Annotated in this window: 13 protein-coding genes; 9 read left to right on the top strand and 4 right to left on the bottom strand. The window is 32.3% G+C overall.

Annotated elements, in window-relative coordinates:
* A partial coding sequence (locus tag Q0739_RS14320) for a hypothetical protein (RefSeq protein ID WP_298239420.1) occupies positions 1-1,675 on the bottom strand: 1,675 nt, incomplete at its 3' end.
* Between the two features lie 664 nt (positions 1,676-2,339).
* The gene (locus tag Q0739_RS14315) at positions 2,340-3,899 is read right to left on the bottom strand and encodes an NAD(P)H-hydrate dehydratase (RefSeq protein WP_298239419.1); all 1,560 of its coding nucleotides are present in this window, start codon (positions 3,897-3,899) and stop codon (positions 2,340-2,342) included.
* Positions 3,900-4,327: 428 nt separating this feature from the next.
* On the opposite strand from Q0739_RS14315, the gene thrA reads away from it, so the two are divergent.
* From thrA to Q0739_RS14275, 8 genes are all read left to right on the top strand, one after another.
* Positions 4,328-6,772, top strand: a complete 2,445-nt coding sequence (thrA, locus tag Q0739_RS14310; protein WP_298239418.1) for a bifunctional aspartate kinase/homoserine dehydrogenase I — start codon at positions 4,328-4,330, stop codon at positions 6,770-6,772.
* Positions 6,773-6,879: 107 nt separating this feature from the next.
* On the top strand, positions 6,880-7,800 hold the full coding sequence (locus tag Q0739_RS14305) for a homoserine kinase (RefSeq protein ID WP_298239417.1): 921 nt from the start codon (positions 6,880-6,882) through the stop codon (positions 7,798-7,800).
* A gap of 12 nt (positions 7,801-7,812) precedes the next feature.
* Entirely contained in the window at positions 7,813-8,196 is a 384-nt protein-coding gene (locus Q0739_RS14300) for a four helix bundle protein (RefSeq protein ID WP_298239416.1), read from the top strand.
* A gap of 76 nt (positions 8,197-8,272) precedes the next feature.
* Positions 8,273-9,565, top strand: coding sequence for a threonine synthase (thrC, locus tag Q0739_RS14295; RefSeq protein WP_298239415.1), 1,293 nt, complete (start codon positions 8,273-8,275; stop codon positions 9,563-9,565).
* Positions 9,566-9,937: 372 nt separating this feature from the next.
* Positions 9,938-11,020 carry a glycine cleavage system aminomethyltransferase GcvT gene (gene gcvT / locus Q0739_RS14290; RefSeq protein ID WP_298239414.1) on the top strand — a complete coding sequence of 361 codons (1,083 nt, stop codon included), beginning with the start codon at positions 9,938-9,940 and terminating at the stop codon, positions 11,018-11,020.
* Between the two features lie 23 nt (positions 11,021-11,043).
* The gene (locus Q0739_RS14285) at positions 11,044-11,886 is read left to right on the top strand and encodes a sugar nucleotide-binding protein (protein WP_298239421.1); all 843 of its coding nucleotides are present in this window, start codon (positions 11,044-11,046) and stop codon (positions 11,884-11,886) included.
* 37 nt (positions 11,887-11,923) lie between these two features.
* On the top strand, positions 11,924-12,214 hold the full coding sequence (locus tag Q0739_RS14280; RefSeq protein ID WP_298239413.1) for a 4a-hydroxytetrahydrobiopterin dehydratase: 291 nt from the start codon (positions 11,924-11,926) through the stop codon (positions 12,212-12,214).
* Positions 12,215-12,315: 101 nt separating this feature from the next.
* Positions 12,316-13,035 (top strand): YebC/PmpR family DNA-binding transcriptional regulator, encoded by a 720-nt coding sequence (locus Q0739_RS14275; RefSeq protein WP_298239412.1) that lies wholly within the window; start codon positions 12,316-12,318, stop codon positions 13,033-13,035.
* Positions 13,036-13,089: 54 nt separating this feature from the next.
* Here the strand turns inward: Q0739_RS14275 and Q0739_RS14270 are convergent, their stop codons facing one another.
* A complete protein-coding gene (locus Q0739_RS14270) occupies positions 13,090-13,818 on the bottom strand; it encodes an NYN domain-containing protein (protein WP_298239411.1) in 729 nt (242 codons plus the stop codon).
* Positions 13,819-13,980: 162 nt separating this feature from the next.
* Here Q0739_RS14270 and Q0739_RS14265 point away from each other — a divergent pair, with 162 nt between their 5' ends.
* Positions 13,981-16,584 (top strand): zinc-dependent metalloprotease, encoded by a 2,604-nt coding sequence (locus Q0739_RS14265; protein ID WP_298239410.1) that lies wholly within the window; start codon positions 13,981-13,983, stop codon positions 16,582-16,584.
* A 280-nt stretch (positions 16,585-16,864) separates the two neighbouring features.
* Here Q0739_RS14265 and Q0739_RS14260 read toward each other — a convergent pair whose 3' ends face one another.
* Positions 16,865-17,407, bottom strand: coding sequence for a 1-acyl-sn-glycerol-3-phosphate acyltransferase (locus Q0739_RS14260; RefSeq protein WP_298239409.1), 543 nt, complete (start codon positions 17,405-17,407; stop codon positions 16,865-16,867).

Genomic DNA, 17,407 nt, shown 5'->3' with positions numbered 1-17,407 from the left:
AAGCGACTTGGTCTGCATAATCACAAGAACTATTATCTGTATCGTCACCAACTTCGTTAATAACAAGTGCTGGGGCTTCAATCCAAGTATAAGTAACAGTTATTGGGTCAGCATCGTTACATCCATCACTTACATTAGCAGTCCAAGTTTGAGTTCTATTACAAGCATCACCAGTTGGGTCCCCTGTAACTACAACTACTAAATTATCTGCACAGTTATCAGTCGCAGTAAATGTCGGGGGTACTGGTGGATTACAACCAAAATCATAACCATCTGGCTGTCCAGTAGCTTGAGTTATAACAGGCTTTTCCTTATCACCTCCCATAAAAGTTTCTTCTTTTATAAGTTGTGGTGTTGGAATACCTGGTGTAGTAACAAAAACTTTTATAGTTATTGTCCAATCACAATCACTTACGGCATCTATTTCAACAATTTCAATTAATATATTTTCATTGCTAATAGGGTTACCTAAACAATCTTCGAAAAGGTTATTTCCTAATGTTATGGCTAAATCACTTGGTGGCACACATCCATCTAAATCGATGTCTGTATCTCCTGGCTGTAAATCATTCCCATCAATTAATACAGGAGCTAAATTTGTAATAGTAATTAATTGGTCACAAGTTTGAACCAATTCTCCATTCTCATAAAGCGTATACGTTCTAGTAAATGTAATTACTGTTTGTAGAGGATTACTGTTATCTACATTTGGAGTACTATCGCTAGACATCATGGACTGTTGACCACCACACGTATTGGTAACATTAAACACATCTGCAATAACATTTGTAGGGGCTTCTACTTGATCTACAGAAATACAATCATAATTTAAATCTTCTAAATCACAAGTAGCCTCAGGCACACAACAAACATCATCATCTAATATTGCAAATGTTAAGTGACTAATACCCTTAACAGCCTGACATGCATTTATTTTATTTTCTATTTTATAGTACCAATAAACATTTCCATCATTATCAGGACTAGTACTTCCTAAAAAGGTAATTTTGTGACTTACTGGTTCGTGTTGTCCATTGTGCGGACAATTAACAGTAGCCATCATTGGACCTTCGGCACAGTCTGTATTTAATTCACCCAAATCACAATTAGAATCATTAATATTTCCTATTTCAGTAATAGAAACATTAGGTCCTTTTGGTCCGGCAATTCTAAGATCGTAACATGCTGTTCCACTTTTAGGATTTACAAGCGCAGTACCGCAGCATGCATAATTATTTGTTTTTAAATAAATAATTTCTGCATTGTCTCCATTGCCACTAAAACTTCTGTCAAACTTAACGACTTGTATGGCGTCATTATATATATCCTCATCATTTTTACAAGACGCATCACCTATTGTTAAAGTTTCAGAATTGTGGGTACAGTTTAATTGATCGAATGCAAATGATTCGGACGCTGTAAACACGTTGAAACTTTCAGAAGTATTGTTTAAATACTTAGAAAATCCAGTTACATCAAAGTAACTAGTTTTAACTGTTTCTGAATTATCAATTCGGTAAGGTGCTGTATTCGAAAACCCAAGGTTTCCAAACAAAAAAAGCATAACAACAGCTAAACTGGTTATACTTTTAAACGACTTTCTTAGTAAACTAAGACAACACGCCATTAAATTTAAAGAGGTTGTGCTCTTTGATTTTTGGGTAAAATTGTACATTAACATAACATTTTTGGATTAATTAATAAATGATGTTAACATAAATAAGATAAAACAACAAACGCTATTTTTACATAGTAAAATCAACAAATATTGCTAAGAAAAAGGTAAGACGAGGGCATCTTTAATTTGCTATTAATCAAGTATGCTCTTAAAAATAAAATAAGTATGATAAAGTAAAATTGTAGAAACGAGGGTATACCAAATGTAGAAAATAAAAACGCTTAACACAACCAATAAATTTAACTTTTAGATTATCCGTTTAAAAGTTTAGACCATCTACATCTATTTGTTTTTTATTGAATAATTTTTAGACAAACCTACATTTTTATTCGATGATCTGTTTTTTTTAAGTTATTTACAAAAACAAAAAGTAATCTAGAAATAGATTATGCTATTATTATTGGAATCATTAAAAATAAACCTGTTGGTAAAAGAAATATAGTAAATTACGAATACACCAAGAGCATTCAATCCAAAATTAATGGCGTATTACGGGATTAAATATTTAATCCAAAAAAATGCAGTTTATGGGCTGTCTAAAGACATAATATTATACGACATTACAAGAAATTTTTATTGACATTCAACATTATAATCAACAACTTAAATATTAAAGATTACTTCACTTTTACAGAAACTACGATTTTTTTAGACAGTCTCTTTATTTTTCACTATTAGCATCAGCGTCTTCAGTTTTTTGCAAATTTTCGGGTTCTTTAAATAAATCAATAAAGGCTTCTCCTAAGTAATCAATTACATGACTAGCAATTAAACTTTGATACCCAAAATCTTCCACAGCAATATCTGCCGATTTACCATGTAGATAAACTCCAAAAATAGCTGCAACAGAGGGATGATAACCCTGAGCTATTAAACCCGTTATAATTCCCGTTAGCACATCACCAGATCCCGCAGTCGCCATTCCTGGATTTCCAGTTGTATTAACATATAACTTCTCATCAAAAATGGTGATGGTATTTGCGCCTTTAAGTACAAGGATTACCTTATGTTTCTTTGAAAAGGCTTTGGCTTTTTTCAATTTATCAAAATCATCTGTCCACGTACCTATAAGTCTTTCTAATTCTTTTGGATGCGGGGTTAAAATAGATTGCTCAGGCAACCATTTTATTAACGATTTCTTTTTAGAAAGTATATTTAAACCATCTGCATCAATAACCAATGGCGTTTTGTTATTCTTTAAAAATGCTTCAAACGCAGAAACAGTATTTTCATGTGTTCCAGCTCCAATACCAAAAGCGACAACAGTTGGTTCAATCTCAAAGCTTATAGATGTAATTCGCTCTTCATTGTTATCTGTTAGTACCATAACCTCTGGTAAAGATGTTTGTAAGGGATTATAGCCACATTTTGGTACATAAGATGTAACCAAACCAGAACCTACAAACAAAGCTGCTCTACTGGTTAAACTTACTGCTCCAATCTTTCCATAACTACCACCAATAATTAATGAATGGCCAAAATTACCCTTATGAGAAAACTTATCTCTGGAAATATAATTTGGTAAAACTTCATACTTGCCAATTAATTCAACCTCGGCCTGAGTAGTTTGCAAAAACTCTGGATCTAAGCCAATGTCTAAAACCTCCCATTGAATAGTGTATTTAGCCGTTTCAGGTAAAAAGAAAACCAACTTGGGAGAAGCAAAACTTAGAGTAAAACCAGCATAAACAACAGCATCTTCATCTTCAACTGCTTTATCTGTGTAAAGTCCAGATGGTATATCTACAGATAGTGTAAATGCTTCAGTTTTTTTAAAATGAATAAATAACTCTTTAATCCAAGGTTGTACTGCTCTATTAAGTCCAATGCCAAAAATGGCATCTACAATAATATCGTCTCTATGCATTTCAGGGAAATCTTCAGAACAGCTTAACAATTCTGGCCATTTCTTTGTAACATTTTTTATACGGTCGTAGTTAATTAAAAAGTCTTTTGACCGTTTATCGCTGCAATTAACAATATAGGTTTTTACATTGTAACCATGTGTAATTAAGTGTCTGGCTATAACCAAGCCGTCTCCTCCATTGTTGCCAATGCCACAAAAAACATGAATAGGTACTTGAACACCTTGCATACGCATATGCATCCAATTAAAAATTTGAGTTCCTGCGCGTTCCATTAAATCGGTAGACGAAATGTTTTGACGTTCAGTGGTTATTTTATCACCTTCATAAATCTGTTCTTTGGAAAATATTTTCATTTGCTTATAAATATTGTTTTTTAACAATCATTTGGTAACATTCATATAATCATTTACTGTGTATCGAAATTTTAGTCATGAATGTTTTCATTTTAATATTATGGATTTTTCAATTATGAAATATATTCGTTAGTATTATTAAACGAAAATGCATTCAGCATAAGAATATTGTAAAAAGTTCTTATTAGTTTTTTTATTTGGTTAAATGTAATACTTTTGAAGTGTATATGTAAATACAATGAGTCTAAGAATTTCAAATAATATTACAATTTTAGCTTTAAATTTTAAGGCTAATACATCTATTTTTAGATTTACTACAAATACTACAACCCTTTGGGGTTGCTAATTACATATTCTTCAGGCTATTTTTGTGATTTTTTTCATCACGAATTCTTAAATATTTTTTTTAACAAACAATTCATTAAAAAATGAAGGTTTTAAAATTCGGAGGAACTTCTGTAGGTTCTTCAAAAAACATAAACAATGTTATCAATATTTTAGAAAATTATTCTAAAAAAGATACGATTGTATGCGTAGTTTCTGCTGTTGGTGGTATTACAGACAAATTATTACTCGCTGGGAAGCAGGCTCAAACTAAAGATGATTCTTTTAAAGAAACATTTAGTTTAATAGAGAATATTCATTTCGATATTATCAAGGAATTGAATCCAGATAATAATCAAACTATTTTAGGTTATCTAGATGAAAAGTTAAATGCACTTAAAAGCTTGTTGGAAGGTATTTATTTGATAAATGAATTATCTCCCAAAACATCAGATAAGTTAGTGACATTTGGAGAAACGCTTTCATCTTTTATCATAGCTGAAACTATGAAGAATAGAAGCTTATCTGCAGAAAGGAAAAACTCGCAAGAGCTAATAATAACCAATTCAAACTTTACAAAGGCTGAAGTTGATTACAGTATTACAAATAAAAACATAAAAGATTATTTTAAATCTGCTTCGCAAAGTATAACCATACTACCAGGGTTTATTTCTAAATCGGCTCTTGGCGAACAAACAACGCTTGGGCGTGGTGGCTCTGACTTTACAGCTGCTATTATTGCAGCGGCCTTAAATGTAGATCAGCTTGAAATCTGGACAGATGTAAGCGGCATGTTTACTACCAATCCTAAATTGGTAAAACAGGCATATCCTATCAATAAAATTTCATATCAAGAAGCTATGGAATTATCGCATTTTGGAGCAAAAGTATTATACCCTCCTACTGTACAACCTGTTCTCAACTTAGGTATTCCTATTCATATTAAAAATACTTTAGAACCTGAATCTATTGGAACAGTAATTTCTAATGAAGTCATAAAATCTTCAAGTCCTGTAAAGGGTATTAGTAATATAAACAATATTGCTTTATTGACTCTTGAAGGTAGCGGAATGGTAGGTATTCCAGGGTTTTCTAAGCGGTTATTCGAAACCTTATCACAAGAGAAAATAAATGTGATAATGATTACTCAAGCATCATCAGAGCATTCTATTTGTTTGGGGATTGAATACAAAGAATCTGAAATTGCAAAACATGCTATTGATGCTGCATTTGAAAATGAAATTACGCTAGGTAAAATTGAACCTATTGCTATAGAAAAAGGCTTATCAATTATTGCACTTGTTGGAGATAACATGAAAAATCATCAAGGTATAAGTGGTAAAATGTTTAGCACTTTAGGCAGAAACAACATCAATATCAGAGCCATTGCTCAAGGTGCTTCAGAGAAAAACATAACTGCTGTTATAGACGAAAAAGATGTAAAAAAAGCGCTTAACACCTTGCATGAACAGTTTTTTGAAGCAAAAACAAAACAACTTAATGTGTTTATTACTGGGGTTGGTAATGTGGGAGAACGTTTAGTTGAACAAATAAATCAGCAAAAAAAATATTTAAAAGAAAATTTAAAAATCAATCTTAGAGTTATTGGTCTTTCAAACTCTAGAAAAATGATTTTTGATGAATCTGGTTTAAATTTAAATAACTGGAAAACCCAACTAGACAATGGAGAAAAAGCATCATTAGAGGGATTCTTTGAAAGTGCAAAAACTTTAAACCTACGCAATAGCATTTTTGTAGATGTTACTGCCAATGCCAATGTAGCTAACTTATACCCGCAGTATTTAAGAGAAAGTATAGCCATTGTAGCTTGCAATAAAATTGCTTGTTCTAGTGATTATAATAAATATAAAGAATTAAAAGAACTCTCCCTAAAATACAACGCACCCTACTTGTTTGAAACTAATGTTGGCGCTGGTTTACCTGTAATTGATACTTTAAGCAACCTAATTGCTTCTGGCGATAAAATCAACTCAATTCAAGCTGTTTTATCTGGAAGTTTAAACTTTGTGTTTAATAATTTTACTGATAAAACTAAGTTTTATGATGTTGTAAAACAAGCTGGTGCAGAAGGTTATACTGAACCTGACCCAAGAATTGATTTAAGTGGTGTTGATGTGGCTCGGAAAATATTAATTCTAGCCAGAGAAAGTGGTGTTGAAATGAATTTAGAAGATATTGAAAATGCATCTTTCTTGTCAGATTCAGGATTAAAAAGTGATAGTGTAGATGATTTTTATCAAACATTAATTGAAGATGAAGCACATTATCAAAGTTTATATGCTTCCGCGAAAGCCAACAATTGTCAGTTAAAATATGTAGCAAAATTTGATAATGGGAAAGCTAGTGTTGGATTGCAAGAAATCCCAGAAGGGCATCCGTTTTATAATTTAGAAGGTAGCGATAATATTGTAATGTTTTATACAGAACGTTACCCAAAACAACCCATGATTATTAAAGGCGCTGGAGCTGGTGCAGATGTTACAGCATCAGGACTATTTGCTGATATTATTAGACTTGCAAATGATTAGGAAAAGTGTGTTTTAATAGTCATTTGAACGCAAGTTAGAAATCACATAATTTAATTTTTTATGATGAGATTTCCGCCTTAGCGGGAAAAACAAAGAGATAATTAGAGATGAACGAAATAAAAATATTTTCTCCAGCAACTGTAGCCAATGTAGCATGCGGTTTTGATGTACTAGGTTTTTGCTTAGATAGTGTTGGCGATGAAATGGTTGTTAGAAAAACCAACAAAAAAGGCATTCATATTACCAAAATTGAAGGTTTTAATTTGCCTTATGAAACAGAATTAAACGTTGCTGGTGTTTCTGCATTAGCTATGTATAAAACGCTTGATGTTGATTTTGGTTTTGAAATTGAAATCTACAAAAACATTAAACCTGGTAGTGGCATTGGAAGTAGTGCTGCCAGTGCTGTTGGCAGTGTGTATGGAATGAATGAATTATTAGGTAAACCTTTTAATAAAACCCAACTCACAGAATTTGCAATAAAAGGTGAAGCTTTGGCAAGCAAATGTGAGCATGCCGATAACCTCGCTCCTGCGCTTTTTGGAGGATTCACCCTAGTGAAGAGTGTGTCGCCTTTACAGATTTTAGAAATTCCATCTCCGGATGATTTATATGCAACTATTATTCATCCGCAGATTGAAATTAAAACTTCAGAATCTAGAGCAGTGCTTCCAAAAGAAGTTGCATTAAGTGATGCTATAGAGCAATGGGCAAATTTGGGAAGTTTAGTGCATGCGCTGCATACGAGTGATTACAACTTAATCAGTAATTCGCTAAAAGATGTTATTGTAGAGCCACATCGAAGCCAATTAATTCCACAATTTAATGAGGTTAAAAAAGCTGTTATAGAAGCTGGTGCATTAGGTGCTGGAATTTCGGGTTCTGGGCCTTCAATATTTTCATTAAGCAAAGGACTGGAAACAGCAAAAAAAGTAAAAGACGCTATGCAAAGTGTGTATTTAAAAACAGTAATTGAGTTTGATATACATGTGTCAAAAATTAATATTGATGGTGTTAAGATAATTTAATTCGGAAGACCGATGACTGAAGACGGAAGATTTACCCAGTTACAAAGATTTAAATTTGAGAAACTTATTATTTGGCAAAAAGCTATGGATTTTGGTGAAATTATTGATAAGCTAACAATAAACTTTCCTGCCAAAGAAAAGTTTAACTTATCCTCTCAAATATGTCGAGCATCAGATTCAATTGCCTTAAACATTTCTGAGGGTTCAATTGGACAATCTAACCCAGAACAAAAAAAATTTATTGGATATTCAATACGTTCTTTAGCTGAAGTTGTCACCTGTTTATTCAAAGCTAAAAGAAGAAATTATATTTCAGAAAACGAATTCACAAAACTATACGATGAAGCTTATCATCTCATGAATATGATGAGCGCCTTTAGAAAAAATATTAAATAAAACTCGCGTTTTTTAATTGAAAAACGAAAACAAACATCCGTCTTCCGTCAATGGTCTTCGGTCAATATTAAGAAAAATGAACTACTACTCATTAAATAAACAAGCCCCAAACACATCATTCAAAGATGCTGTTATAAAAGGATTAGCCCCAGATAAAGGTTTATACTTTCCAGAAAGCATTAGTCCTTTTCCACAATCCTTTTGGGATAATTTTGATAATTTATCGTATTCTGAAATAGCTTTTGAGGCCATCAAACAATTTGTATCTCCTGAAATTCCAGATGCTATTTTAAAAACAATTGTTGAAGAAACGCTGTCTTTTGATTTCCCTGTGGTGAAGCTAAACAACAACATTTCTACTTTAGAATTATTTCATGGCCCAACCATGGCGTTTAAAGATGTTGGTGCTCGTTTTATGGCACGTTGTTTAGGCTATTTCAATAAGGATAATACTAATGAAGTTACTGTTTTGGTGGCTACCTCTGGAGATACTGGTGGTGCAGTGGCTAACGGGTTTTTAGGTGTTAAAGGTGTAAATGTAGTTATACTCTACCCTAGCGGAAAAGTGAGCGACATTCAAGAAAAGCAATTAACAACCTTAGGACAAAACATTAAAGCCTTGGAAGTTAATGGCACATTTGATGATTGTCAAGCTATGGTTAAAACAGCTTTTTTGGATGAAAGTTTAACAAGTCAAATGCAACTCACATCTGCAAACTCTATTAATGTAGCACGATGGTTACCACAATTGTTCTACTTTATGTTTGCATATAAACAATTACATAAACAGTATAAAGACATAGTGTTTTCAGTACCTAGTGGAAACTTCGGGAATATTTGTGCAGGCATGATGGCGCAACAATTAGGTTTACCAATCAAACATTTTGTAGCTTCAAATAATGCCAATAATGTAGTAACGCGTTATTTAATTTCGCAGTTATACGAGCCAAAACTATCGGTTCAAACCATATCAAATGCTATGGATGTTGGTGCACCAAGTAACTTTATTCGTATTCAAGAAATCTACAAAAACAAATTTGATACTTTAAAAGAAAATCTATCGTCTTATAGTTTTACTGATAATGAAACTCGTGAAGCTATGCTAGAAATTTATAATAACTATAATTATGTTGCAGACCCACATGGTGCTGTTGGGTATTTAGGTTGTAAATCACATTTAAAAGAAAATCCAAACGCACATTGTGTGTTTTTAGAAACCGCACATCCAACTAAGTTTTTAGATGTTGTTGAAGAGGTTATTAAAGAAGAGCAAACTCTACCAAAGCAAATTCAGTCGGTTATGGGAAAAGAAAAAGAATCTGTTGTTATTTCTACTTATGAGGATTTAAAAGGATTTTTGTTGCGTTAAACCTGAGTTCGATTAATAATATTTCATATAATGAATTGATTTTAAGAAATAAAATCCAACTCTGATATCCTGCAAGGTCTTTTTTTAAACCTTGTAGGTATGATCACATCAATTAGAAATACCTACAAGGTGTTCAAAATCTTTCGGAAAACTATAATATTCATATTATCAGTATTTTAATAATCGAACTCAGGTGTTAAGTTTCTTATTTCGCACTTGATGTAGAATCCAATTTAAAGAAATAATAACAACTCAATTTTAACAAACCTTTTACTGCTTCCGCGAAAGCGTTAATATAAATTTTCTATACATTTGTTTTCGTTAAAAATAATGAGGTTTCCTCCTTCGAGGGAATGGTGAAAAATTATTTCAATGAAAAATACAGCCTTAACTGAAACTCACGAAACGCTTGGAGCCAAAATGGTGCCTTTTGCTGGATACAACATGCCTGTACAATATGAGGGCGTAAACATAGAACACGAAACGGTTAGAAACGCAGTTGGCGTGTTTGATGTGTCGCACATGGGCGAGTTTTTAATTGAAGGCGAACATGCGCTTGATTTAATACAAAAAGTATCAAGTAACGATGCTTCAAAATTAACTATTGGTAAAGCGCAATACAGTTGTTTACCAAATGATGATGGCGGTATTGTTGACGATTTAATCATTTATAAAATAAAAGAAGCCACTTATTTGTTAGTAGTTAATGCGAGTAATATTGAAAAAGATTGGAACTGGATTCAATCAAAAAATGATGTTGGAGCCAGCATACGTAACTTAAGTGAAGATTATTCGCTACTTGCTATTCAAGGTCCAAAAGCTATTGAAGCCATGCAAAGTATTACCAGTCATGATTTATCAGCTATAAAGTTTTACAATTTTGTGGTTGGCGATTTTGCAGGTATTGAGCATGTGATAATTTCGGCTACAGGTTATACTGGAAGTGGCGGCTTTGAAATTTATTGCAAAAACGCTGAGGTAAAACAAATATGGGATAAAGTTATAGAAGCTGGAGCAGATTTTGGTATTAAACCCATTGGTCTTGCTGCTCGTGACACCTTACGTTTAGAAATGGGGTATTGTCTTTACGGAAATGATATTGATGACACCACCTCACCTATTGAAGCTGGTTTAGGATGGATCACAAAATTCACAAAAGATTTTACAAATTCTGAAGCCTTAAAAGCTGAAAAAGAACGTGGAGCAGAACGTAAACTTATTGCTTTTGAGTTGGATGAACGTGGAATCCCGCGCCATGGTTATGATATTGTTGATGGTAATGGTAATAAAATTGGAATAGTAACTTCTGGAACGATGTCTCCATCATTAAGCAAGGGTATTGGTTTGGGCTATGTGCCAACTATTTTTGCAGATGTAAATAGTAAAATAAATATACAAATACGTAAAAAAGCTATTCCTGCAACTGTGATTAAATTACCTTTTTATAAAAGCTAAAATAGCTTGTTTTTATATTGAAGATGAAAGAGACGGAGAAGATAACAAGCAAACATAGAATCTTAATTATTGGTGCAAGTGGTTTTTTAGGAGGAGCAATCTATAAAGAACTCTGCGCTTATTTTAAAACCTACGGAACTTATAATATTTCAAATAAAGTTTTAGAAAAAAACAATCACTTTTTTCAATATAATATTGAAGAAGATGATGTTTATGAGATTTTAGATATTGTTAAGCCAACCATTATAATTTCTACCTTACGTGGCGATTTTTCAAAACAAGTATTACTGCATCAACATTTAACTGAATATGTATTCAGTCATAAAATAAAGATTATTTTTCTGTCTTCTGCTAATGTTTTTGATGCTTATATAAAATATCCAAGTTATGAGCAAGATAAAACATACAGTAATAGTATTTATGGGCATTTCAAAATAAAAATAGAAAATATGCTATTGCGTTTACCTAAAAAACAAGTGGCTATTTTAAGATTACCTATGGTTTTTGGAACACAATCTCCTCGATTACAAGAAATCATTCAATTTATCAAAGCGAAAGAGCCTATTGAAGTATTTCCTAATTTGATTATTAATGTTACAACAGACTCTAAAGTAACTCAGCAAATTCATTATATCATCAATAGAAATAAACATGGTATCTTCCATTTAGGAAGTAATGATTTAGTCCACCATGAAGATTTTGTAAAAGAAGTAATAGCCACTTTGGAATCTAAAAACACACCTATTTATAAGCGCGTTTATACTACAAATGATGATAGATATTTAGCGGTATTGCCTAAGTTTAATAAACTACCAAAGCATCTTCAAATTAATAGCGAAGATATTTTAGCCGATTTAAAAATATAATTGATTAAATTGTTATCAGATAAATATTTCAATAACCATGAGCAAACTTTCAGAAGAAGACATAGAGAAAAAATTACTCAGATTTCCAGACTGGGAATTTTATGATAATGCTATTCATGCAGAATTTGAGTTTGAAAACTTTAAAGACTGTTTTAGTGCCATGAGTAGGATAGCTTTTGAGTGTGAAGCTTTAAATCATCACCCAGATTGGAGTAATATTTACAATGTGCTAACAATTTCATTATCAACACATGATGCAGGTGGCGTAACAAACAAAGATTTTAAATTGGCCGAAGCCATAGAAAATATTGTTGAGCCTGAAGAATAGTTTGTTTTTGATGGCTAGATTTTTAAATTTGCTAGAGTTAAAAAATTAATATATCTAAAAGATTCCCTCCTTCGGGGGAATGACAAAATAATAATTTGATTATGGGAAGAGCTTTCGAATTTAGAAAAGCAAGAAAAATGAAACGTTGGTCTGCCATGAGTAAAGCCTTTACACGTATTGGTAAAGATATTGTAATGGCTGTAAAAGAAGGTGGTCCAGATCCAGATAGTAACTCGCGTTTAAGAGCTGTTATACAGAATGCAAAATCTGTAAACATGCCAAAAGACAATGTAGAGCGTGCTATAAAAAGAGCATCTGATAAAAGCCAAGGCGATTATAAAGAAGTGGTGTTTGAGGGCTACGCACCTCATGGTATTGCTATTTTAGTAGAAACTGCAACAGATAACAATACCAGAACAGTTGCCAATGTACGAAGCTATTTTAATAAATGTGATGGTAGTTTAGGCACATCAGGTTCAGTCGTTTTTATGTTTGATCATACATGCAATTTCAGAATCAATGCGGAAGGCTTAGACCCAGAAGAAATAGAGCTAGAATTTATTGATTTTGGTGCAGAGGAAGTGTTTGCAGATGAAGATGGTATATTAATATATGCCCCTTTTGAAAGTTTTGGAGCCATTCAAGCAGAATTAGAACGTAGAGAAATAGAAATTTTATCCTCTGGATTTGAGCGTATTCCCCAAGTCACAAAATCGCTATCTCCAGAACAAGCTGAAGATGTTGAAAAGCTCTTAGAAAAACTTGAAGAAGATGATGATGTGCAAAACGTTTATCACACTATGGAAGAAACAACTGCATAAGCAGCATTTTGTCAATATATAAAAAAGAGGACTTGAATCCTCTTTTTTTAACACCTATTTATTTCTAACATAAATTAATTTAAATCTTCCATTGGTTTGATCTCTTTGTTCTAATTCAAAATGATCTAAAGATTTAAACAGCGGTGTTAATTTTGCAAACCCAAAGTTTCTAGAATCGAAATTTGGTTGTTTTTTAAGTATTAAAGACCCTACATCTCCTAAAAAAGCCCACCCATCATCATCAGCAGCGTCAGCCACAGAGTTTTTAAGAAGCTTAATAACTTTGGGTGTTATATTGTATAAATTTTCTTTTTTCTTTTTACCAGTCTTTTCATCTTTATCCTCATCATTGGCAAGAATTTCTAAATAAATAAATTTATCGCATGCCACTATAAATGGATTTGGCGTTTTCTTCTCGCCCATACCATAAACAACCATAGCTGCTTCACGCAAGCGTGTTGCTAGTTTTGTGAAATCACTATCGGAAGATACCAAGCAAAAACCATTAACTTTTTCAGAATATAAAATATCCATGGCATCAATTATCATGGCAGAATCTGTTGCATTCTTACCAGTTGTATACCCATATTGTTGTATTGGTGTTATGGCATTTTCTAATAACACATTTTTCCATTTCGATAAATGTGGCTTTGTCCAATCGCCATAAATTCGTTTTATTGTTGGGGTTCCATACTTAGCAATTTCTTCCATCATTTCAGAAATATACTTCGATGGTATATTATCGCCGTCAATTAATACAGCTATTTTCGTGTCTTTTATCATAGGTGGAAAGTTACTGAAATATAATGATTTAATATAAAGTTGCCCCGTTATCTTTTAACATATCTATAAGATAATAAGCATTGCTTAATATTTAAATTTGCTCTTGACTAATTTGTTTTAATAAATAATTGGAATATATCATTCCGCATAGCATTGTTCATTATGAGATTAATAAAAGTTGAATTTTTTAGGAAAGTTTCCTTAGTGTTTCTGTTAGCACTCTTTATTCTTCCTACCTCAATGGAAGCCCAGAAAAAGAAAAAAAAGAAAAGCAAAGAGACGACTGAAACCATTGCAATTAAACCTGAGAAAAAATCGAAAGAAAAAACAATTAAAGAATTAACTAAATCTTCAAAGAAGATAAATGGCTTATTTAAAATATATCAAGACACTATTACTGGTTCAATACAAATGCTTATTTCTGAAGATCAAATAGGAAAAGAGTATATCCACTTTGGACAAATAGCAGATGGTGTTTTGGATGCAGGAAGAGTTAATCGTGGTGCTTATGGCCGTTCAAAAGTATTTAAAGTAAAAAAACATTTTAATAAAATTGAATTTGTTACTCAAAATACGTCATTTTATTTCGACCCAAATAATGCTATTTCTAAATCTAAAAATGCTAATATTAGTGAAGGCAATATGGCTAGTTTAAAAATAGAAGCACATAATAAAGAAAAAGGTTTGTATTTGATTAAAGCCGACGACTTATTTTTAAAAGAAACCTTCGGTCAATTAAAGCCCCCTACCCGACCAAGTACATCGCCTATGGCATTTAAATTAGGGAACCTTGATAAGAATAAAACCAAAATTAATACTATAAAAAACTATCCAAATAACACAGATGTTTTAGTAGAATATGTATACTCAAGTCCTTCTGTTTTAAATGGAGGATCTCAGGCAGTCTCAGATGGAAGAAATGTGAGTATAAAAGTTTATCATAGTTTAATTATGATGCCTGAGAACGATTATACACCTCGTTTTGAAGATCCTCGTGTTGGTTTTTTTGCTACCAAAGTAAACGATCAAACAGCTACAAATTCAACACCCTATAGAGATTTAATTCATCGTTGGAATTTAAAAAAGAAAGACCCAGATGCACTAATTTCAGAACCTGTTGAACCAATTGTTTGGTGGATGGAAAATTCAACTCCAATAGAATGGCGAGAAACAATAAAACAGGGCGTTTTAGAATGGAATAAGGCTTTTGAAAAAGCTGGATTTAAGAATGTTTTAGTTGTTAAGCAACAACCAGATGATGCCAAATGGGATGCAGGAGATATTAGGTATAATGTATTGCGATGGACTTCATCACCACAACCTCCTTTTGGAGGTTATGGCCCTAGTTTTGTTAATCCAAGAACGGGACAGATATTAGGGGCAGATATTATGTTAGAATTTGTGCATTTTACTAACAGAGTTTTTTATGATAAACTTTTTGAATTGGCAGCTATTGATACACCTTTTAATGAGCTAGCTATTGATGAAGATTTTTATAACACCTGCTCTTTCGGAAACTATATGCAGCAAGATATTCTGTTTGCAAACACTGTAGCCTCTACAACTGGCGCGTCAGACTTAGAAATGGAACGTATTAAAAAAGAGTCTATGCTAGCTTTAATTATGCATGAAGTAGGACATACTTTAGGTTTGAATCATAATATGAAAGCAAGTCAGTTATTTTCTCCTGAGCAATTGCAAGATGCCGACTTTATAGAAGGAAAGTGTTTAACAGCTTCGGTTATGGATTATGCCACTTTAAACATTACAAGAGATAGAAGTAAACAAGGACAATATGATGATGTAACAGTTGGGCCTTATGATGATTGGGCTATTCAGTTTGGTTATACCCCTTTTAAATCTTTAAAAGAAAAAGAATATTTATTAAGCCAATCTACTAAACCAGAACTTATTTTTGGTAACGATGCAGATGATATGCGTTCTCCTGGAAAAGCTATTGACCCAAGAGTTATGACGAATGACCAGTCAAATGATGCGATTGCATATTCGATAGATCGCATTATGTTAGCGAGCGACATGTTAAAAACTGCAAAGGCTAAGTTTATAAAAGAAGGAAAGTCCTATCAAGAATTGAGGCGTGTATATTATGTTTTAAGTGGGCAAGCTGCTGGAGCAGCGAATATTATTTCTAGATACATAGGGGGTGTTTATTTAGATCGTGCCATGGCTGGACAAAAAGGCGAAACACAACCTTATACACCTGTTAGTTTAGAAGATCAAAAAAGAGCTATGAATGCCTTAAAAAAGTATGTTTTTGCTCCAGATGCCTTTAAAGCACCTAACGATTTGTATAATTATTTAGCTATGCAACGACGTGGATTTGATTTTTTTAGAGGCCCAGAAGATCCAAAAATTCATAATCAAATATTGACCTACCAAAAGAATGTATTAAATCATATTCTACACCCTAATACGCTACAGCGTATTACAGATACAAAATTATATGGCAACGAATATAGTTTATCATCTTTTATGACTGATTTAAATAACGCTATTTTTAAAGCGGATATTTATGGTAATGTAAACACCTTTAGGCAGAACTTACAATTAGAATATACCAACATGCTAATTAGCATGTTAACAGGTAAACAAAACAGTAAGTTTACTTACAATTCTAAATCGATGGCTTTATATAATTTGAAGATTATTAGAAATATGGCTGCACCATCGGGAGATTTATTATCTAGAGCTCACAAACAACACTTAAGAACACTTATAGATAATGCTTTAAAAGAAATAAAATAAGATTAAGCACAAGCTTAAAATAAAGAGGCTGTCTAAAAAGTCTTTATAATTTGATTTGCCAGATTGAGCCTGTCGAAACCGATATTGATTATCAGTAAGTTAAAAATATTTCGACAAGCTCAATATGACATCGAACTTACTTTTTAGACAACCTCTTACATTTTTATAGATAGGCGAATGTTTCTTTTTAGGAACAAATAATTGTTTACTTTATGTTTCATTCGTTATACATTAAATTATACAATTTCTATGCCAGAATCATTATGAAATAATATTATGTTTAATAAGGCACTTTGCCTTTTACATCCTTAAAGAAGCTTCTCATGTATTTAAAATCGGCTTCTATATTGCTTGTTGGATAAAAAGGCTGTGATATTTTATTTTGTTTATTTTCAAAATCCATAGTAAACATGATAATTGGTACATTAGCTTCTTTAGCAATGTAGTAAAAACCTGTTCGCCATTTACTTACTTTTTTTCTAGTTCCTTCTGGCGATAATGTCATTCTGAATTCGTCTTTATTTTTAAATAATTCGGCAATTGCTTTTACTTTATTTTCCTTTTTATGCCTATCGATAGGAGTTCCTCCAAGCACTCTAAATAGTGAACCTATAGGAAAAACAAATAATTCTTTTTTTCCAATAAAATTAGTTTTAATCCCTAATACAGATCGAAGTAATACACCAATATAGAAATCGTGCCAGCTAGTATGAGGTGCTGCAATTATAATGGCTTTTTTTACGGAATCTTTAGAAAAATTGATATTGCCTTCAACCTGCCAACCTAAAATTTTAAAATATATAAGTTTGGCTAGCCATTGCAT

Origin of the sequence: uncultured Algibacter sp., assembly GCF_947487605.1 — a bacterium.
Lineage (GTDB): Bacteria > Bacteroidota > Bacteroidia > Flavobacteriales > Flavobacteriaceae > Algibacter_D.
The sequence above is the reverse complement of the archived record's forward strand: the minus strand, read 5'-3'. Positions and strand labels throughout refer to the sequence as shown.

Coding starts and splice junctions, on each gene's coding strand:
- Q0739_RS14270 (WP_298239411.1), bottom strand. CDS start 13,818: ATGATAAAAGACACGAAAATAGCTGTATTAATTGACGGCGATAATATA.
- Q0739_RS14285 (WP_298239421.1), top strand. CDS start 11,044: ATGAAAGAGACGGAGAAGATAACAAGCAAACATAGAATCTTAATTATT.
- thrA (WP_298239418.1), top strand. CDS start 4,328: ATGAAGGTTTTAAAATTCGGAGGAACTTCTGTAGGTTCTTCAAAAAAC.
- Q0739_RS14260 (WP_298239409.1), bottom strand. CDS start 17,407: ATGCAATGGCTAGCCAAACTTATATATTTTAAAATTTTAGGTTGGCAG.
- Q0739_RS14275 (WP_298239412.1), top strand. CDS start 12,316: ATGGGAAGAGCTTTCGAATTTAGAAAAGCAAGAAAAATGAAACGTTGG.
- gcvT (WP_298239414.1), top strand. CDS start 9,938: ATGAAAAATACAGCCTTAACTGAAACTCACGAAACGCTTGGAGCCAAA.
- Q0739_RS14315 (WP_298239419.1), bottom strand. CDS start 3,899: ATGAAAATATTTTCCAAAGAACAGATTTATGAAGGTGATAAAATAACC.
- Q0739_RS14305 (WP_298239417.1), top strand. CDS start 6,880: ATGAACGAAATAAAAATATTTTCTCCAGCAACTGTAGCCAATGTAGCA.
- Q0739_RS14300 (WP_298239416.1), top strand. CDS start 7,813: ATGACTGAAGACGGAAGATTTACCCAGTTACAAAGATTTAAATTTGAG.
- thrC (WP_298239415.1), top strand. CDS start 8,273: ATGAACTACTACTCATTAAATAAACAAGCCCCAAACACATCATTCAAA.
- Q0739_RS14280 (WP_298239413.1), top strand. CDS start 11,924: ATGAGCAAACTTTCAGAAGAAGACATAGAGAAAAAATTACTCAGATTT.
- Q0739_RS14265 (WP_298239410.1), top strand. CDS start 13,981: ATGAGATTAATAAAAGTTGAATTTTTTAGGAAAGTTTCCTTAGTGTTT.